Source organism: Pseudoalteromonas sp. Z1A6 (genome assembly GCF_011378745.1).
Taxonomy (GTDB): domain Bacteria; phylum Pseudomonadota; class Gammaproteobacteria; order Enterobacterales; family Alteromonadaceae; genus Pseudoalteromonas; species Pseudoalteromonas arctica.
On sequence record NZ_WTKW01000061.1, the window covers coordinates 1 to 16,145 of the forward strand.

At 40.5% G+C, this 16,145-nt stretch carries 16 protein-coding genes; 5 read left to right on the forward strand and 11 right to left on the reverse strand.

The window, feature by feature from the left end; genetic code table 11:
• The 4 genes from GQR46_RS05955 to metA form a co-directional block, all read right to left on the reverse strand.
• A partial coding sequence (locus GQR46_RS05955) for a hypothetical protein (RefSeq protein WP_206009479.1) occupies positions 1–406 on the reverse strand: 406 nt, incomplete at its 3' end.
• 488 nt (positions 407–894) lie between these two features.
• Positions 895–3,525, reverse strand: a complete 2,631-nt coding sequence (gene metH / locus GQR46_RS05960; RefSeq protein ID WP_165740393.1) for a methionine synthase — start codon at positions 3,523–3,525, stop codon at positions 895–897.
• 9 nt (positions 3,526–3,534) lie between these two features.
• Positions 3,535–4,608, reverse strand: a complete 1,074-nt coding sequence (locus GQR46_RS05965) for a homocysteine S-methyltransferase family protein (protein ID WP_165740395.1) — start codon at positions 4,606–4,608, stop codon at positions 3,535–3,537.
• The gene (metA, locus tag GQR46_RS05970; RefSeq protein ID WP_007376156.1) at positions 4,598–5,545 is read right to left on the reverse strand and encodes a homoserine O-succinyltransferase; all 948 of its coding nucleotides are present in this window, start codon (positions 5,543–5,545) and stop codon (positions 4,598–4,600) included. Before metA ends, GQR46_RS05965 begins: the two co-directional genes overlap by 11 nt.
• Before the next feature lie 222 nt (positions 5,546–5,767).
• Between metA and ettA the strand changes: the two genes are divergently transcribed.
• The 5 genes from ettA (at position 5,768) to GQR46_RS05995 (ending at position 10,236) form a co-directional block, all read left to right on the forward strand.
• Positions 5,768–7,441 (forward strand): energy-dependent translational throttle protein EttA, encoded by a 1,674-nt coding sequence (ettA, locus tag GQR46_RS05975; protein ID WP_007581203.1) that lies wholly within the window; start codon positions 5,768–5,770, stop codon positions 7,439–7,441.
• A 156-nt stretch (positions 7,442–7,597) separates the two neighbouring features.
• Positions 7,598–7,966, forward strand: a complete 369-nt coding sequence (locus GQR46_RS05980) for a PilZ domain-containing protein (RefSeq protein WP_007581201.1) — start codon at positions 7,598–7,600, stop codon at positions 7,964–7,966.
• Positions 7,967–8,019: 53 nt separating this feature from the next.
• Positions 8,020–8,928 (forward strand): histone deacetylase, encoded by a 909-nt coding sequence (locus GQR46_RS05985; protein WP_165740398.1) that lies wholly within the window; start codon positions 8,020–8,022, stop codon positions 8,926–8,928.
• 62 nt (positions 8,929–8,990) lie between these two features.
• A complete protein-coding gene (locus GQR46_RS05990; protein WP_165740400.1) occupies positions 8,991–9,488 on the forward strand; it encodes a TlpA disulfide reductase family protein in 498 nt (165 codons plus the stop codon).
• 82 nt (positions 9,489–9,570) lie between these two features.
• Positions 9,571–10,236: a hypothetical protein gene (locus tag GQR46_RS05995; RefSeq protein ID WP_165740402.1), complete on the forward strand. Its 666-nt coding sequence runs from the start codon at positions 9,571–9,573 to the stop codon at positions 10,234–10,236.
• A gap of 99 nt (positions 10,237–10,335) precedes the next feature.
• Here the strand turns inward: GQR46_RS05995 and cyoE are convergent, their stop codons facing one another.
• From cyoE to GQR46_RS20535, 7 genes are all read right to left on the reverse strand, one after another.
• The gene (gene cyoE / locus GQR46_RS06000) at positions 10,336–11,220 is read right to left on the reverse strand and encodes a heme o synthase (RefSeq protein ID WP_165740404.1); all 885 of its coding nucleotides are present in this window, start codon (positions 11,218–11,220) and stop codon (positions 10,336–10,338) included.
• A 9-nt stretch (positions 11,221–11,229) separates the two neighbouring features.
• Positions 11,230–11,568, reverse strand: coding sequence for a cytochrome o ubiquinol oxidase subunit IV (cyoD, locus tag GQR46_RS06005; RefSeq protein ID WP_165740406.1), 339 nt, complete (start codon positions 11,566–11,568; stop codon positions 11,230–11,232).
• Positions 11,568–12,215, reverse strand: coding sequence for a cytochrome o ubiquinol oxidase subunit III (cyoC, locus tag GQR46_RS06010; RefSeq protein ID WP_165740408.1), 648 nt, complete (start codon positions 12,213–12,215; stop codon positions 11,568–11,570). Before cyoC ends, cyoD begins: the two co-directional genes overlap by 1 nt.
• Positions 12,212–14,200, reverse strand: coding sequence for a cytochrome o ubiquinol oxidase subunit I (cyoB, locus tag GQR46_RS06015; protein WP_165740409.1), 1,989 nt, complete (start codon positions 14,198–14,200; stop codon positions 12,212–12,214). The genes cyoC and cyoB overlap by 4 nt, the downstream gene beginning before the upstream one ends.
• Positions 14,201–14,202: 2 nt before the next feature.
• Entirely contained in the window at positions 14,203–15,162 is a 960-nt protein-coding gene (gene cyoA / locus GQR46_RS06020; protein WP_165740411.1) for a ubiquinol oxidase subunit II, read from the reverse strand.
• A 318-nt stretch (positions 15,163–15,480) separates the two neighbouring features.
• Complete coding sequence (locus tag GQR46_RS06025) at positions 15,481–15,900, reverse strand: hypothetical protein (protein ID WP_165728513.1); 420 nt, start codon at positions 15,898–15,900, stop codon at positions 15,481–15,483.
• A gap of 33 nt (positions 15,901–15,933) precedes the next feature.
• Positions 15,934–16,145, reverse strand: a 212-nt coding sequence (locus GQR46_RS20535; protein ID WP_206009480.1) for a hypothetical protein, incomplete at its 5' end; no start/stop codon positions are given.

A 16,145-nucleotide genomic window follows, 5' to 3' on the forward strand; every position in this document is an offset into this window, starting at 1 on the left:
TAGCGTTGCTCTTTTTTTTACAAAAGCCCTTTAACTTTTCATCTAAATTCTTATCGGGCAGCTCATTCCCATCAATATAATATGTAAAAATACAATTTAAAGCTGAGCCTATACCTGCATTTTTTAGTTCAATCTTAAATTCGCGATCAACATTAAGAAAAGAGCAGTGTTCGTATAGCGCAGGTTGAAATGAAAGCTCTATACTTTTACGGTTATCGGTAATTCCTTTGTAAGCGAATATAAATGTAATAAGTGCTATAATTGCAGCGATTAAATCTCCTACTTTTAGTTCAGCTTCCCATTTTATTGGAATCTCAAAATCGCTAAAAATAAAACCTATAAATATACCTGCTAATAACGTTAGGCTAATCACAATAAATTGAAAAAAAACTGAGTTTTTATACATATTGAATATAATTCCTTTTAGTTGTTAATTGATAACTTCTTAGCTATTGGCACAACTTCATGTGCTATAAAGCTTAAAAGTAAAGATAGATAATCAATCCTTATATCATTAAATCAAAGGGATACAAATATACCTGCTAAGTTAGATTACACTGGGGGATCACTATCGCCATATCTTGCGCTATTTATTACTTCATAACTCTCACGATCTAACTCCATGGTAGTAGTTCTCAATAAAGAGTTATATGGGTAAATGAAAAAGGTAATATAAAGTCAAATAACGTTACTTAGAATAACGCAACTTTTATAAGAACAGAAACGAATAGTTCTATTGAAACAACAAACATCTAAACCGACCGCTAAAGACATCATGAAAAAATAAATGAGTTGCTCACTGATAAACTTTAAAAACAAAAACGAGCCTAATTTGGCTCGTTTTGCTCTTTGTTTTACTGATAGCTGACAGCTAAAAACTGACCGCAACTCTATTTACTCCGGATCATACCCCAAGTTAGGTGATAGCCATCTTTCTGCCTCTGCGAGCGTCATATTGGTTCGTTTAGCGTAGTCTTCTACTTGATCGCGTTGTACCGCTGCTACTGCGTAGTACTTAGCCTCAGGGTGTGAGAAGTACCAACCTGAAACAGCAGCACCTGGCCACATGGCGTATGAGCTGGTTAACTGCATGCCAATGCGTTTTTCGGTATCGAGTAACTGCCAAATTTTCTTTTTCTCGGTGTGCTCTGGGCACGCTGGGTAACCTGGCGCTGGGCGAATACCTTGGTAGTTTTCGCGTATTAGCTCATCGTTTGCTAGGTTTTCGTCTGGTGCAAAACCCCAATACTCTTTACGTACTTTTTCGTGTAGGTATTCTGCAAACGCTTCTGCGAGCCTATCGGCAACCGCTTTAATCATTATTTTGTTGTAGTCGTCTTGCTGTGCGTCAAACGCATTTGCTAAGTCGTCTTCTTCTAGACCGCCTGTTACTGCAAACGCGCCAAAATAGTCTGGAGTGCCTTTGGGCGCTATGTAATCGGCTAGGCAATAGTTAGCAAAGTCGGTTTTTTCGGTTTGCTGACGTAAATGGCATGAAGTAGTTAACAGCGTTTTGCGTGTTTCATCGGTGTATATTTCTATGTCGTCCCCAACGCGGTTAGCAGGGAATAAACCTATTACGCCAAGTGGTTGCAAACTGCCTGCTTTTTCAAGGTCGTCTAACATATCGTTAGCGTCTTTAAATAAGCTTTGCGCTTGCTCGCCTACTACTTCGTCGGTCATTATGCGCGGGTATTTACCGGCGATTGACCACGTCATAAAGTATGGCGTCCAATCTATGTATTTACGCAAAGTAGCAATTGATACGTTTTTAAACTCGATCACGCCAAGCTTTTTAGGTACTGGTGGTGTGTAGTTATCCCAATCAAGTTGTGCTGCGTTATCGCGTGCGCGCTGGATTGTAACAGGCTTAGAACGTGGTTTTTTACGCGCTTGCTGCTCACGTACCTTTACATATTCAGCTTGTGTTTTAGCTAAAAAGTCAGGTTTAAACTCTTTTGATAATAAGTTTGAAACCACACCTACCGCACGGCTGGCGTTACTCACGTATACTACACCTTTGTCGTACTGTGGCTCAATTTTAACGGCAGTGTGCGCTTTAGAGGTAGTTGCCCCGCCAATCATTAATGGGAGCTCAAAGCCACGGCGTTTCATTTCTTTTGCTACGTGTACCATTTCGTCAAGCGATGGGGTAATTAAGCCCGACAACCCAATAATATCGGCTTTTTCGTCGATTGCGGTTTGCAATATTTTATCGGCAGGTACCATTACACCTAAATCGATAACTTCGTAGTTATTACATTGCAGTACCACGCCTACAATATTTTTACCTATGTCGTGCACATCGCCTTTAACGGTCGCCATCACTATTTTACCGTTAGTTGAGCCTTCTTCTTTTTCAAGCTCAATGTATGGGTCTAGGTAGGCTACGGCTCGCTTCATTACGCGCGCCGATTTAACAACTTGTGGTAAAAACATTTTACCTGCGCCAAATAAGTCGCCTACTACGTTCATGCCGTCCATTAACGGCCCTTCAATTACGTGAATAGGTTTAGCTGCTGCGGCGCGGCATTCTTCGGTATCTTCATCTATAAAGGTAGTAATACCTTTAACAAGCGCGTGCTCAAGGCGTTTTGCAACAGGCCATGTGCGCCACTCTAAATCTTCTACTCGCTCGGCTTGCGCCATACCCGAGTATTTTGGTGCAAGCTCTACTAAACGCTCGCCTGCGCCTGAGTCGGTGTTAAGTATTACGTCTGTAACTGCTTTACGTAGTTCTTCTGGTATATCATCGTAAACGGCTAGTTGCCCCGCATTTACAATACCCATGTCCATACCAGCTTGAATAGCGTGATATAAAAACACCGAGTGAATGGCTTCACGTACGGGGTTATTACCCCTAAACGAAAACGATACATTTGATACACCGCCCGACACTTTACAGTGCGGCAAATTTTGTTTAATGCGGCGTGTGCCTTCAATAAATTCTACGGCGTAGTTATCGTGCTCTTCAATACCGGTGGCTACGGCAAATATATTAGGGTCGAATATAATATCTTCTGGCGCAAAGCCAATGTCTTCTACCAATATTTTATAACTGCGCGCACATATTGCGAACTTACGGTCTGCCGTGTCGGCTTGCCCGTCAGTATCAAACGCCATTACAACAGCGGCTGCACCAAAGCGTTTTATTATTTTAGCTTGGCGAATAAACGGCTCTTCGCCCTCTTTTAGCGATATTGAGTTAACAATTGCCTTGCCTTGAATACACTTTAAGCCTGCTTCTATTACTTCCCATTTTGAAGAGTCAACCATAATCGGTACGCGAGAAATATCAGGCTCTGAGGCTATTAAGTTTAAAAACTTAACCATGGCGGCTTTTGAGTCCAACATGGCTTCGTCCATGTTTATATCAATAACCTGTGCGCCGTTTTCTACTTGTTCGCGGGCAACGGTTAGCGCGGCTTCAAAGTCTTCTTCCATGATTAAACGTTTAAACATGGCAGAACCCGTTACATTGGTACGTTCGCCGACATTAGTAAATACTGCTATTTGTTGGGTCATGCTGGCTCCTTAATTTAAGTTACAGGCTTCAAGGCCTGATAAACGCATGCGTACTTCAAGCTCTGGTAGTTGGCGTGGTTTAACGCCCGCTAAACCTTTTGCAAAAGCGCGAATATGCGCAGGCGTGGTGCCACAGCATCCGCCTACTATATTAATAAAGCCCGATTTACCCCAATCGATAATTTCGGCTGCCATTTCAGGCGCTTCTAAATCGTATTCACCAAACTCATTTGGTAAGCCTGCATTAGGGTGTACCGATGTAAAGGTTTCGCACACGCGCGATAACTCTTCTACATACTGGCGCAGTAAATCAGGACCAAGCGCGCAGTTTAAACCAATAGAAATAGGCTTAATATGGCGAATAGAATTATAAAATGCTTCGGTTGTTTGCCCCGAAAGCGTACGCCCAGAGGCGTCGGTAATAGTCCCCGAAATCATAACTGGTAATGTGCGCCCTGCTTGCTCAAAGGCTTCTTCAACGCCAAACGAGGCGGCTTTTGCATTAAGGGTGTCGAATATAGTTTCGATTAGTATTAAATCGGCGCCGCCTTCCATTAATGCAAGTGTTGATTCAATATACGCAGTAACCAGCTTATCAAAGGTGACATTTCGGTAACCCGGATCGTTTACGTCTGGCGAAATTGAACACGTTTTAGATGTCGGCCCTAAAACACCGGCTACGTAACGCGGTTTTTCTGGCGTTTTAGCACTAAATTCGTCGCACATTGCGCGTGCTAATTTAGCCGACTCTAGGTTTATTTCACGACTTAGGCTTGCCATGTCGTAATCTTCCATCGAAATAGTGGTCGAGTTAAACGTATTGGTTTCGATAATATCGGCGCCCGCTGATAAAAAACCACGATGAATATCAGTGATTAAATCGGGCTTGGTTAGGCTTAATAAATCGTTATTGCCTTTAATTAATACATGCCAGTCTTTAAAACGCTCTCCGCGATAGTCTTCTTCTTCTAGCTTATGATCTTGGATCATGGTGCCCATAGCGCCATCTAAAATTAAAATGCGTTCTTTTAATGCGGCGCTTATTTCGGCTTGCTTATTATTTGTAGGAGCGTTATTCGGCATAGTTGTTAGTCCTCACGTCTTGGCTAACTAAATTAATATCATACGGTGTGGTTTGGTACACGTAGTAATTTAACCAGTTCGAAAAAAGTAAAAAAGCATGGCTTTGCCACGTTTTTGAAGGTTGTTTAGTTGCATCGTCATCCGGAAAGTAATTTTCGGGTTTTGGTGCATTAGGGCTTTTTTTACAATCGCGCTCGTATTCTGCTTTTAGCGAGTCGGCGTCGTACTCTGGGTGGCCGGTTATAAACACTTGGCTACCCGATTTATTTTTAAGTAAGTAAGCCCCTACTCGCTCAGAACCTGCCAGTACAACTAGCTCATCACAGGCGTTTATTTTATTTATATCAATGTGGCCATAACGTGAGTGCGGTACCAAAAAGGTGTCGTCGAACCCGCGAGTCAGTGCGCCGTGATCAAAGTAACATTGGTGGGTAAATACACCACACAGTTTGTCGTCTTTTAAATCACGCTTTAAATTGTAACGGTGATATAACGCTGCATGTGCTGCCCAGCACGAAAATAACGTAGAGGTAACGTGTTGCTCAGCCCAATCTATAATGACCTTTAGCTCATCCCAATACGCTACATCGTCGTATTCTAAATGCGCAAGTGGCGCGCCAGTTACTATTAATGCATCGTAATTGTTGTCTTTAACCTCAGAAAAATAACGATAAAAGGTATCAAGGTGCTCTTCTGAATTGCTGCTACTGCGGTGAGTGTCGAGGCGCAGTAGTTCTACGTTTACTTGCAAAGGCGAGTTGGCAAGCAAGCGAATAAACTGAACTTCGGTTTCTACTTTATTAGGCATTAAGTTTAAAATAGCCAAACGCATTGGGCGTATCTCTTGCGTTTTTGCACGTGTTTTTGGCATTACAAATACGTTTTCTTGACGTAAACGTGCAATTGCCGGCAACTCGTCTTTTACTGTAATTGGCATACTTTACTCCTGCTCATAAAAACCGAAGCTTAATTATGAACTGAAAGTAAAAAATATCAACCTCTAGATGTATAGATGTCTAAATGAAATTTATTCATGATTTTATACTTTACTTACAAGCATGCTTTAGTGCTTTAAAACCCGCCATTCGTTGACTGTTTCACCTGTCAGCCACTACAATACAACATTGAAATTTTTATTATTATTTGAAGGCTTTCCTCCATGGTTTTACCTGATAAATTTATATTCTCGATGAGTCGAGTATCTAAGGTTGTGCCACCTAAGCGCACTATCTTAAAAGATATTTCGTTACACTTTTTTCCTGGCGCTAAAATTGGTGTGCTTGGTTTAAACGGTTCTGGTAAATCTACGTTACTACGTATTATGGCCGGTGTTGACCAAGATTTTGAAGGTGATGCACATCCTCAGCCTGGTACAAAAATTGGTTATTTACCGCAAGAGCCTGTTTTAGACGAAAGCAAAACAGTTCGTGAAATTGTTGAAGAAGCTGTTGGCGAAGTTAAACACGCACTTAAACGCCTTGACGAAGTGTATAACGAATACGCCATGGAAGACGCTGACTTTGACGCACTTGCAAAAGAGCAAGGCGAGCTTGAAGCTGTTATTCAGGCGCACGATGGTCACAACATTGATAACGTTTTAGAGCGTGCTGCTGATGCACTTCGTCTGCCAGAATGGGATGCTAAAATTGAGCACCTTTCAGGTGGTGAGCGTCGTCGTGTTGCTATATGTCGATTACTGCTTGAAAAACCAGACATGCTTATTCTCGATGAACCAACTAACCACTTGGATGCTGAGTCGGTTGCATGGTTAGAGCGCTTCTTACACGATTACGAAGGCACTGTTGTGGCGGTAACGCATGACCGTTACTTCCTTGATAATGTAGCTGGTTGGATATTAGAGCTTGACCGTGGTGAAGGTATTCCATGGGAAGGTAACTATTCTTCTTGGCTTGAACAAAAAGATGCGCGCTTACAGCAAGAACAAAAATCTGAAAAAGCACGTCAAAAATCAATTGCGCAAGAACTTGAATGGGTTCGTTCAAATCCTAAAGGTCGCCAAGCTAAGTCAAAAGCACGTATGGCTCAGTTTACTGAAATGCAGCAGTCTGATTACCAAAAACGTAACGAAACTAACGAGATGTTTATTCCACCTGGCCCGCGCTTAGGGGATCAAGTGCTTGAAGTAACTAATCTTCGTAAGAGTTTTGGCGATCGCGTTTTAATTGACGATTTAAGCTTTAGCATGCCAAAAGGTGCCATTGTGGGCATTATTGGTGCGAATGGCGCGGGTAAATCAACGCTGTTTAAAATGATCAGTGGTGAGCAAAAGCAAGACAGCGGTAGCATTACCGTTGGCGAAAGCGTACACCTTGCTACTGTTGATCAGTTCCGCGACGGTATGGACGAAAGCAAAACTGTTTTCCAAGAAATATCAGACGGTCAAGACGTACTAAAAATTGGTAACTTTGAGTTCCAAAGCCGTGCGTATGTAAGTCGCTTTAACTTTAAAGGTAACGATCAGCAAAAGTTTGTTAAAGACCTATCAGGTGGTGAGCGTAACCGTTTACACCTTGCTAAGTTATTAAAAGCTGGCGGCAATGTGTTACTACTCGATGAGCCAACCAATGACTTGGACGTTGAAACACTACGTGCACTAGAGAACGCTATTTTAGAGTTCCCTGGTTGTGTAATGTGTATCTCGCATGACCGTTGGTTCCTTGACCGTATTGCTACGCACATTTTAGATTACCGCGACGAAGGTCAAATTAACTTCTTTGATGGTAACTATACTGAATACGAAGAGTGGCTTAAAAAGACACTAGGTGCAGCAGCAACTGAACCTAAACGTATTAAGTACAAAAAAATTGGTTAATATTTACTGTAGCTAATTTATTACAGTAATACTAAGCCCTGCATTTATGCGGGGCTTTTTTATGCCACCAGCATTACAGGAGCATATCCTGCTAGCATGTAGAGAATTACCCGCTATGCTTAATTTATTATAAAAACAGTAAGGCTAAATTAGGTTATGCAAAATCGTCGTCAGTTTTCTCGTGTTTTATTTTCAACCGATGCACAAGTAATTTTTAATGATCACCAATACCCATGTAAATTACTTGATGTATCTTTACATGGCGCATTAATCACTAAATGTGATGCTTTTATTGGCAACCAAAATAGCCAAGCTGTTCTGCGTTTTTCGCTGCCTCAAAGCGAAATAGAAATAAAAATGGAGGTTGTGGTGTGCCATATAGAAGCGGATCATATTGGTTTAAAATGCCACCATATTGATATAGACAGCATTACTTATTTAAAGCGTTTAATAGAGCTAAACTTAGCTGATGACGAACTATTACATCGCGAACTCGCTATGTTGATTCACGACACACAAGAATAGACTCATTTGGATTAGTTGATTACCATAGTGCAAACTTTTTAACTTGTGTAAACATGACTTTAAATCCACATTTACCTTTGGTGTATCACCCTAACTACTCGTTTAATTTCGATCCAAAGCATCGTTTTGCAATGAGTAAGTTTGCACATTTATATCAGCATGTAGCAAAGCTTGGTTTGATTGGCGATAACCTGGTTGAGCCAATATTAGGCACGCCAGAGCCACTGGAGCTAATACACTGCGAAAATTACATACATGATTTGTGGAATAACCGCTTAGATGAAAAAGCAATGCGTCGCATTGGCCTACCTTGGTCAAAAGAGCTTATGGCACGTACCTTTACAGCACCTCAAGGTACTTTGCAAACAGCTCGTTTAGCACTTAAACATGGTATAGCCTGCCACTTAGCCGGTGGTACACACCATGCGCATACCGATTTTGGCTCAGGCTACTGCATGGTTAACGATTTAGCCTTTACCACGCAAACTTTAATTGAATCGGGTGAAGTAACTAACGTACTTATTTTTGATTTAGACGTGCACCAAGGTGATGGCACAGCCGCAATGTTACAGCATCAAGCATACGCTTATACTTGCTCTATCCATTGTGAAAAAAACTTCCCTTTCAGAAAATCCGCTAGCGATTTAGATATTGGCTTAGCCGATAATATGAAAGACGACGAATACCTTGCCGTAGTTGACGACACCTTGAGTTATTTACTTAAAGAGCTAAACCCAAGCTTGGTACTTTACGATGCTGGCGTTGATATTTGGCAAGGCGATGGCTTGGGTAAATTAGATATAAGCTGGGATGGCATAGTTAAGCGCGACCATTTAGTGCTAAAACGCTGCCTTGAACACAATACACCCGTTGCTACAGTAATAGGTGGTGGCTACGATAAAGATCACCTTCGCCTTGCTAAGCGCCATAGTATTGTTATTGAGCAAGCCGCTCGTTTTTAATGTGAAATAAAAATGTTAAATTCCCGTTCTTATTTAATATGTAAAATAAGAACGAACATATTATGAAACAACTATTTATTGCCATCGCACTAATTTTTATAAGCTTTACAAGCTATTCGCAAGAAGAAAGCACGCAAGAAACATACCCTAAGCTACCTACATTAAATTTACAAATGGCTGATGGGTCTGCACTCAATACTCAAGATTTATTAGGTCAACCTTACGTTTTACACTTTTGGGCAACGTGGTGTCCGTACTGTAAAAAGCTGCAACCAGCACTTCAAAAAATTGATGATATGGGATTAAAAGTTATTGCCGTGAGCTTTAAAGAGGATGACGATGCTACTCCCGCTAAAGCGCTTAGCGATAGAGGTTATACTTTTAAAACAGCCGTAAAAGCCGATGCAACAGCACAGCAATTAGGTATACGAGGCACACCTACTACATTGTTTGTAAATAAAGAAGGTAATGTAATTTGGCTGACTAATACGTCAAACCCAGAGGACGCAAACCTACATTTAAAGGCACGAACATTGTTGCACTCTATATCTGAACAATAATATAGGTCTAAATTTAGTTTAAAAATATAAGTAATATAAACTTTATACTACAATTTAAGCTCATAAATTAATTGAGATTATAATGCGCTTACTACTTACTTTATTACTAATTACTTTAAGTGGCTTTGCCGCAGCTGAAGAAGAAAAAGCAGAACTTCCACCGGTAGACCCCGCTTACAATGCTGAGCACCCTATGGCTTTGGTTAATCAAGGCTCGTCTATTATTGCAATGAATTTACCCACCTATAATTTACCCAATGATGTGCAAGTTGTTTATAAAATAGGAAACCCCGATGTTCCATTTTTAGGCTTTGTTAGAAATGCCGAGTTAATCACCGTAAAGCCACAAGCGTTTAATATTCAGCATTTAATGCGTGGTGAAGAAATTACAATTATTGCCGATATTTACGAGGGTGATTATCAACAAGGTGGCAGTTTAATTTATTCAAAAAAAGAGTTGGTCTTGAGTAAGCAGCTGTATGCCAGAGAACTAAAAAAATTAAGTGAATCATCGCAATGGCAAGACTACGACATGATTACACTAAGCGGTACTGAGCGTATTTATATTCATAAAATTCAAAAAGCGCCGAGCTATAACCATCTTATTTTTGTCGATTTAGTTAATGCATGTATGCAAAAGCTTCGTACCTCAAAACGTGTCCCAGCTGAAAATGAGCTTACTTATAAATTTATTAATTGCGGCACCCTTAAACCACTTTATTACAATGCTGATGATTTTAAAAAGTAAAATAGCGAGTATACGAATGCTAAATAATTTCAATATTCAGGCATAAAAAAAGGCTCTTTCGAGCCTTTGGATTAACTTTGGAATGTTAAAGTTTTTAAATTAGGTAAGTGTTAATAGCTGTGGAGCAACGCTATGATAGTCAACAGCCATAGCAATACTTAACGCTGTAATATTAATGATAGAAAACGCGAACAGTTTACGTGCCCAACTGGTTACATCAATATTTCGACGATACCCTCTTAGTGCCATTAGCAACCACCAAAAGCTGGTAATACAAGCAACAGCCATAAAAGCAGCACCTGTGTAGCCAGTAATTGGCAGTAACATCACAACTAAGGCGTACACGGCAATATAAAGTACGATATGGCGCTTTGCTTTATCAATACCTTGCGCTACTGGTAATACAGGAATACCTGCAGCTTGGTAATCTTTAAAGCGAAAAATAGCAATGGCGTAAGAGTGCGGCATTTGCCACAAGCTAAACATAACCAGCAGTATTAACGCGCCCATATCGAACTGGCCTGTTACGGCGCAGTAACCGACTACTGGTGGTACTGCGCCCGAAAGGCTACCTACAAAAGTGCCATATACTGAGTTACGCTTCATGTAGAGGCTATAAACCCCTACATAAATTACGTAGCCAAAGGCTGCAAAAAATACCGCGGCTTGGGTGGTAAAGGCAATAAGTAAACCAAAGCCAATAACGCCCAATAAAATACCGTGGCTAAGTGCAGCAAAGGCCGACATTTCGCCTGTTACTGTTACTCGCGTTCGAGTACGTGCCATGGCTACATCTATGTCTCTATCTATAACATTGTTGATAGCACAACCTGATGCAACCACTAGCGACAAACCAATTAATGTGGCAATCATTAACCATGGGTCTATATAACCGCGCGAGGCAAGTAAAAACCCACCCGCTACGCTGATCAAATTGCCCATAATAATACCCGGCTTTGTCACTGATAAATAACGACGAAACATCTTCAACTCCTAGTACATCATCATTGCGTTTGATTCATATATGATCCAAACAGATAAACCAACCACCATTACGATGATCATGGCACTGAATAGGAATGAGAAAGTATTTGCACGGCCATCTTCGGTCGTAAAATTAAGGTGTAAGAAGTATTTTAAATGCACCCAAATTTGTACTATGGCAAACGTAACAATGCTCCACAGCGTTGTTGCTTTTGTGAAGTCGCCTTCCATTACTATCCAAAATGGAATGGCTGTTAAAATTACTGATAGCACAAAGCCAATTAAGTAAGTTTTAACACTACCATGAGATTCATCATGGTGCTCAGCATGTGTTTCGCTGTGGCTCATTACATTGCTCCCATTAAATAAACAACGGTAAATACACAAATCCAAACAATGTCTAAGAAGTGCCAAAATAGGCTCAAGCAACTTAAACGCGTTACAGTTGCTTTACCTAGACCACGTTTAGCAACTTCTATCATCATTATGGTCATCCAAATTAGACCGGCTGTTACATGTAAACCATGTAAGCCAACTAATGAGAAAAACGATGTTAAAAAAGCACTATGTTGCGGACCATGCCCGTTCACTATTAGGTGGTGAAATTCGTATATTTCCATACTAATAAACACAGCACCTAAACAAAACGTAATAAATAACCAAGTAAGTGTTAATGCCTTTTTTTGCCCTTGAGCGGCAATCATGGCAAAACCAAAGGTAATACTACTAATAAGTAGTGCAGCTGTTTCTACTGCTACAAAGTCGAGTTCAAAAATATCTTTACCCGATACACCACCGGCTGTGTTCATAAATAACACAGCGTAGGTTGCAAAAAATGAGGCAAATAATAAGCAATCGGTCATTAGATATAACCAAAAACCGAATACGGTATCGCCCGATGTATCGTGATGATCATGCGCGTGCGCGTGCGCATGATCATCGTGAGATACAGACTCTAAATTTGCAGATTCTAAATTTGCAGAAAGTGTACTCACGCTTTTAGCTCCTTATTCCCACTTGAATTATATGCAGCTTCAATTTTTGCAATTTCATCAGGTTGTATATAGTAATCAACATCACTGGTGTAACAACGTTTGATAAAGATGGCAATGCCACCAATTAGCCCAACAATAGCTAACCACCAAATGTGCCAGATCATCGCAAAACAAAATGCGGTTAAGCTAGCTGCCATTAACACGCCAGCTGATGTGTTTTTAGGCATATGAATAGGGCTATAGCTTGCTTTACCTTGATAAGCTTGACCTTTTTCTTTTATATCAGTCCATGCATCAATATCATCAATGTGTGGAATGGTAGCAAAGTTATACACTTGTGGAGGTGAGCTTGTTGCCCATTCAAGTGTGTGTCCGTTCCACGGATCGCCTGTTGTATCGTCAAGCGCTTCACGGTCTCTAAAGCTCACATATAATTGAATTATTTGACTAATAATACCAAACATAATAACGACAGCACCGGCTGCAGCAATGTATAGCCAGATGTTCCAATCTGGATTATTAGAGTGGTTTAAACGACGTGTCATACCTAAGAAACCAAGTACATACAACGGCATAAATGCAAGGAAGAAACCGATAAGCCAACACCAGAATGATGCCTTTCCCCATTTTTCGTTAAGCTTGAAGCCCATCGCTTTAGGGAACCAAAATACAAAACCAGCTAGGTAGCCAAATACAGCACCACCGATAATTGTGTTATGGAAATGTGCAATTAAGAATAAGCTGTTATGCAGTACGTAATCGGCACCAGGAATAGCAAGTAATACACCTGTCATGCCGCCTATGGTAAAGGTAACCATAAAACCGAGTGTCCAAAGTACTGGTACGGTTATACGTAAACGGCCGCGGTAAATAGTAAATAACCAGTTAAACAACTTAACGCCTGTTGGTACAGCGATAACCATGGTAGCCATACCAAAGAAAGCATTAACGTTGGCGCTCGATCCCATGGTAAAGAAGTGATGTAACCAAACAATAAACCCTAAAATAGAGATTGCACCGCTGGCGTAAACCATCGATTTATAACCAAATAAACGTTTACCTGTAAAGGTCGAAATAATTTCAGAAAAAATACCAAACGCCGGTAATACTAAAATATATACCTCAGGATGACCCCATGCCCAAAACAGGTTGATGTACATCATGGCGTTACCGCCCAATTCATTGGTAAAGAAATGGAAATCGAGATAACGGTCAAGCGTTAACATAGTAAGCATAGCGGTCAATATTGGGAATGATGCTGCAATTAAGATGTTTGCCCACGTACATGTCCATGTGAAAATTGGCATTTTCATTAAGGTCATGCCTGGTGCGCGCATTTTGATAACGGTCGCTAAAAAGTTTACTGCAGTTAAGAGTGTTCCAAGCCCGGATATTTGCAGGGCCCAAATATAATAGTCGACCCCCACCCCAGGGCTAAAGGTCAGCTCCGAAAGTGGCGGATACGCCACCCAACCTGTTTTAGCAAACTCACCAAACACTAGCGACATATTAATTAAAATTGCACCACTGGCTGTTAACCAAAAACTTAAATTGTTTAAAAATGGAAAGGCAACATCCCGTGCACCAATTTGCAACGGTAAAATTATGTTCATTAAACCGACCATAAATGGCATCGCCATAAATATGATCATAATTACACCGTGAGCTGTAAATATTTGGTCGTAGTGCTCTGGTGGTAAATAACCAGGCGCGCCACTAGTAGCAAGTGCTAACTGAGTACGCATCATTATTGCATCAGAAAACCCACGAAACAGCATTACTAAAGCTAAAATAATATACATTACGCCTAAGCGTTTATGATCAACAGATGTGATCCAGTCGCGCCAAAGCACGCCCCATTTTTTATGCTTTGTAATTAGCGCAGTAATAACAATTGCAGCTATTAAAATAGCTGCCATCGTAAACACAAGAATCGGCTCGTGAAACGGTATTGCATCGAGTGAAAGTTTACCTAAAAACGACATTATTATTCCTCGTCCTGGCTGTGTGATGGTTTCGCTGAATGTTTGTCCATTGCGTGATGTTGCATATCCATCTCGCCATGTTCGCTCATCGCATTGTGCTTTTTATTCATATCGCCATGCGCCTGCATGTATTTCATAACAATGGTATGAAATAAGCTGTCTTCAACTTTACCGTAATAAGCAACAGGATTATTTTCGCTCGCTTTTGCAAGCTCAACATAATTTGCATGAGTCAGGTTATTAGCACTTGAATTGGCTTTTATATCACTCACCCACTTATCAAAGTCTGCTTGAGTAGGGGTCGCAATGGCATTGAACTTCATTCCAGTAAAACCTGCACCACTGTAATTTGCTGAGATACCTTTAAACGTACCTGGCTCATTTGCAATTAAGTGAAGCTTGGTTTCCATCCCGGCCATTGAGTATATTTGACTACCCAATTGCGGAATAAAAAATGAATTCATTGTGCTCTCTGACGTGATTTTATATTCAACAGGTACATTTGCCGGAAACACTAATTCATTAACCGTGGCAATACCTTGCTCAGGGTAAATAAATAACCACTTCCAGTTTAATGACACCACTTCAACAGTAAGATGCTTACCTTTACCTTCAATGGGTTTGTATGGGTCTAACGCTTGGGTAGACACCCAGGTAATAGCACCTAAAATAATTACGATAATAATAGGAACAGCCCAAACTACGGCCTCAATTTTATTTGAATGAGCCCATTTTGGAGCGTAAATTTCATGAGTTTGCGTGTCTCTATATTTCCATGCGAAATATAAAGTCATCACAATAACGGGAACGACTACAAGCAACATAAGCACGGTTGCGATGATGATTAAATTTTTCTCATCAATGCCTATCTGCCCTTTTGGATCGAGTATCCCGCCTTTACAGCCTGACAGCGCCAGCACTGTACTAGCTAAAGCAATATTACAAAGGTTACGAATTAACAAGGGAGTATCCTACAAACCTAGAGTTTCAGTTTGCTGCTTTGAATAACAACCAAAGCAACGATTTTTCAATAAAAACCCAAGTTAACTAGAATTAAATTATAAAAATAAGGGGGGTATTCAAAACCTAAAGCTCATGCCATTAATGACCTAGCAACAAACCCAGCTTTCTAAACGCATTTATATAACGTAATAAAAATTAACTTGGGTGAGTGGTGGTTGGCTGAAGTGTGCTTGAAAAACACGGAGCTACTTTGTTTTAGCTAACCTTAATTATTTACAGCAAGAACAAATAATTAAAACCAGCAACAAGATGCAGCCTTACAGACAACCTGTAAAGCTAGGTGGAGCACGACAACCATGTGCAACATGCACTGGCTGAAGAACTTTAGCCTCGCTAAAAGCAAAGGCTGCTTTACGGAGGATAATTCCAGCACGACGCGCTGGAAAAATATGGAACAATAACCAACAAAGGCCAATAAGTAACTGACTTGAAATGATTGGATGAGCTAAAAATCCGGCAATAGTAAGTAACAGTGGCTCTACAATAAACCCATCACTTAATAGCGCCTCAAGCTTGAAGGCATCCTCTAGTGCACCGCTTAACAACATGACCGTATTAAACACTAATAAAGTTATAGCTACACACACGCCCTTACCCGCTTTATTCAAGCGTTCACACGTAACTGGCTCGCTTGGGGCGAGATCAGTATTGGTATGATGTAAAGAAAGTGTGTTCAAAGACATTAACCTACTTAAATGACTATAACAAAATTAAAGTAATACAAAGCAATGGAAAAATTTGAAAAACATTGCTGCTGTAAGCCCAAAAATCAGGTGCTGAATACGATCAAATCCGGTTAGCACAAATTCACCTTGTGAAAATTGATCCGTATCAATCAAACTTTCAAAACTTACTGAAAGTTCGAACGTGAGTATAACAAAGAGAATTTTCTGTTCAACTAAAAAACAATAAATTTGAGTTA

Bases quoted from the DNA above. Each gene is read 5' to 3' on its own strand.
- metH (WP_165740393.1), bottom strand. From the start codon at position 3,525: ATGACCCAACAAATAGCAGTATTTACTAATGTCGGCGAACGTACCAAT.
- GQR46_RS05965 (WP_165740395.1), bottom strand. From the start codon at position 4,608: ATGCCGAATAACGCTCCTACAAATAATAAGCAAGCCGAAATAAGCGCC.
- metA (WP_007376156.1), bottom strand. From the start codon at position 5,545: ATGCCAATTACAGTAAAAGACGAGTTGCCGGCAATTGCACGTTTACGT.
- ettA (WP_007581203.1), top strand. From the start codon at position 5,768: ATGGTTTTACCTGATAAATTTATATTCTCGATGAGTCGAGTATCTAAG.
- GQR46_RS05980 (WP_007581201.1), top strand. From the start codon at position 7,598: ATGCAAAATCGTCGTCAGTTTTCTCGTGTTTTATTTTCAACCGATGCA.
- GQR46_RS05985 (WP_165740398.1), top strand. From the start codon at position 8,020: ATGACTTTAAATCCACATTTACCTTTGGTGTATCACCCTAACTACTCG.
- GQR46_RS05990 (WP_165740400.1), top strand. From the start codon at position 8,991: ATGAAACAACTATTTATTGCCATCGCACTAATTTTTATAAGCTTTACA.
- GQR46_RS05995 (WP_165740402.1), top strand. From the start codon at position 9,571: ATGCGCTTACTACTTACTTTATTACTAATTACTTTAAGTGGCTTTGCC.
- cyoE (WP_165740404.1), bottom strand. From the start codon at position 11,220: ATGTTTCGTCGTTATTTATCAGTGACAAAGCCGGGTATTATTATGGGC.
- cyoD (WP_165740406.1), bottom strand. From the start codon at position 11,568: ATGAGCCACAGCGAAACACATGCTGAGCACCATGATGAATCTCATGGT.
- cyoB (WP_165740409.1), bottom strand. From the start codon at position 14,200: ATGTCGTTTTTAGGTAAACTTTCACTCGATGCAATACCGTTTCACGAG.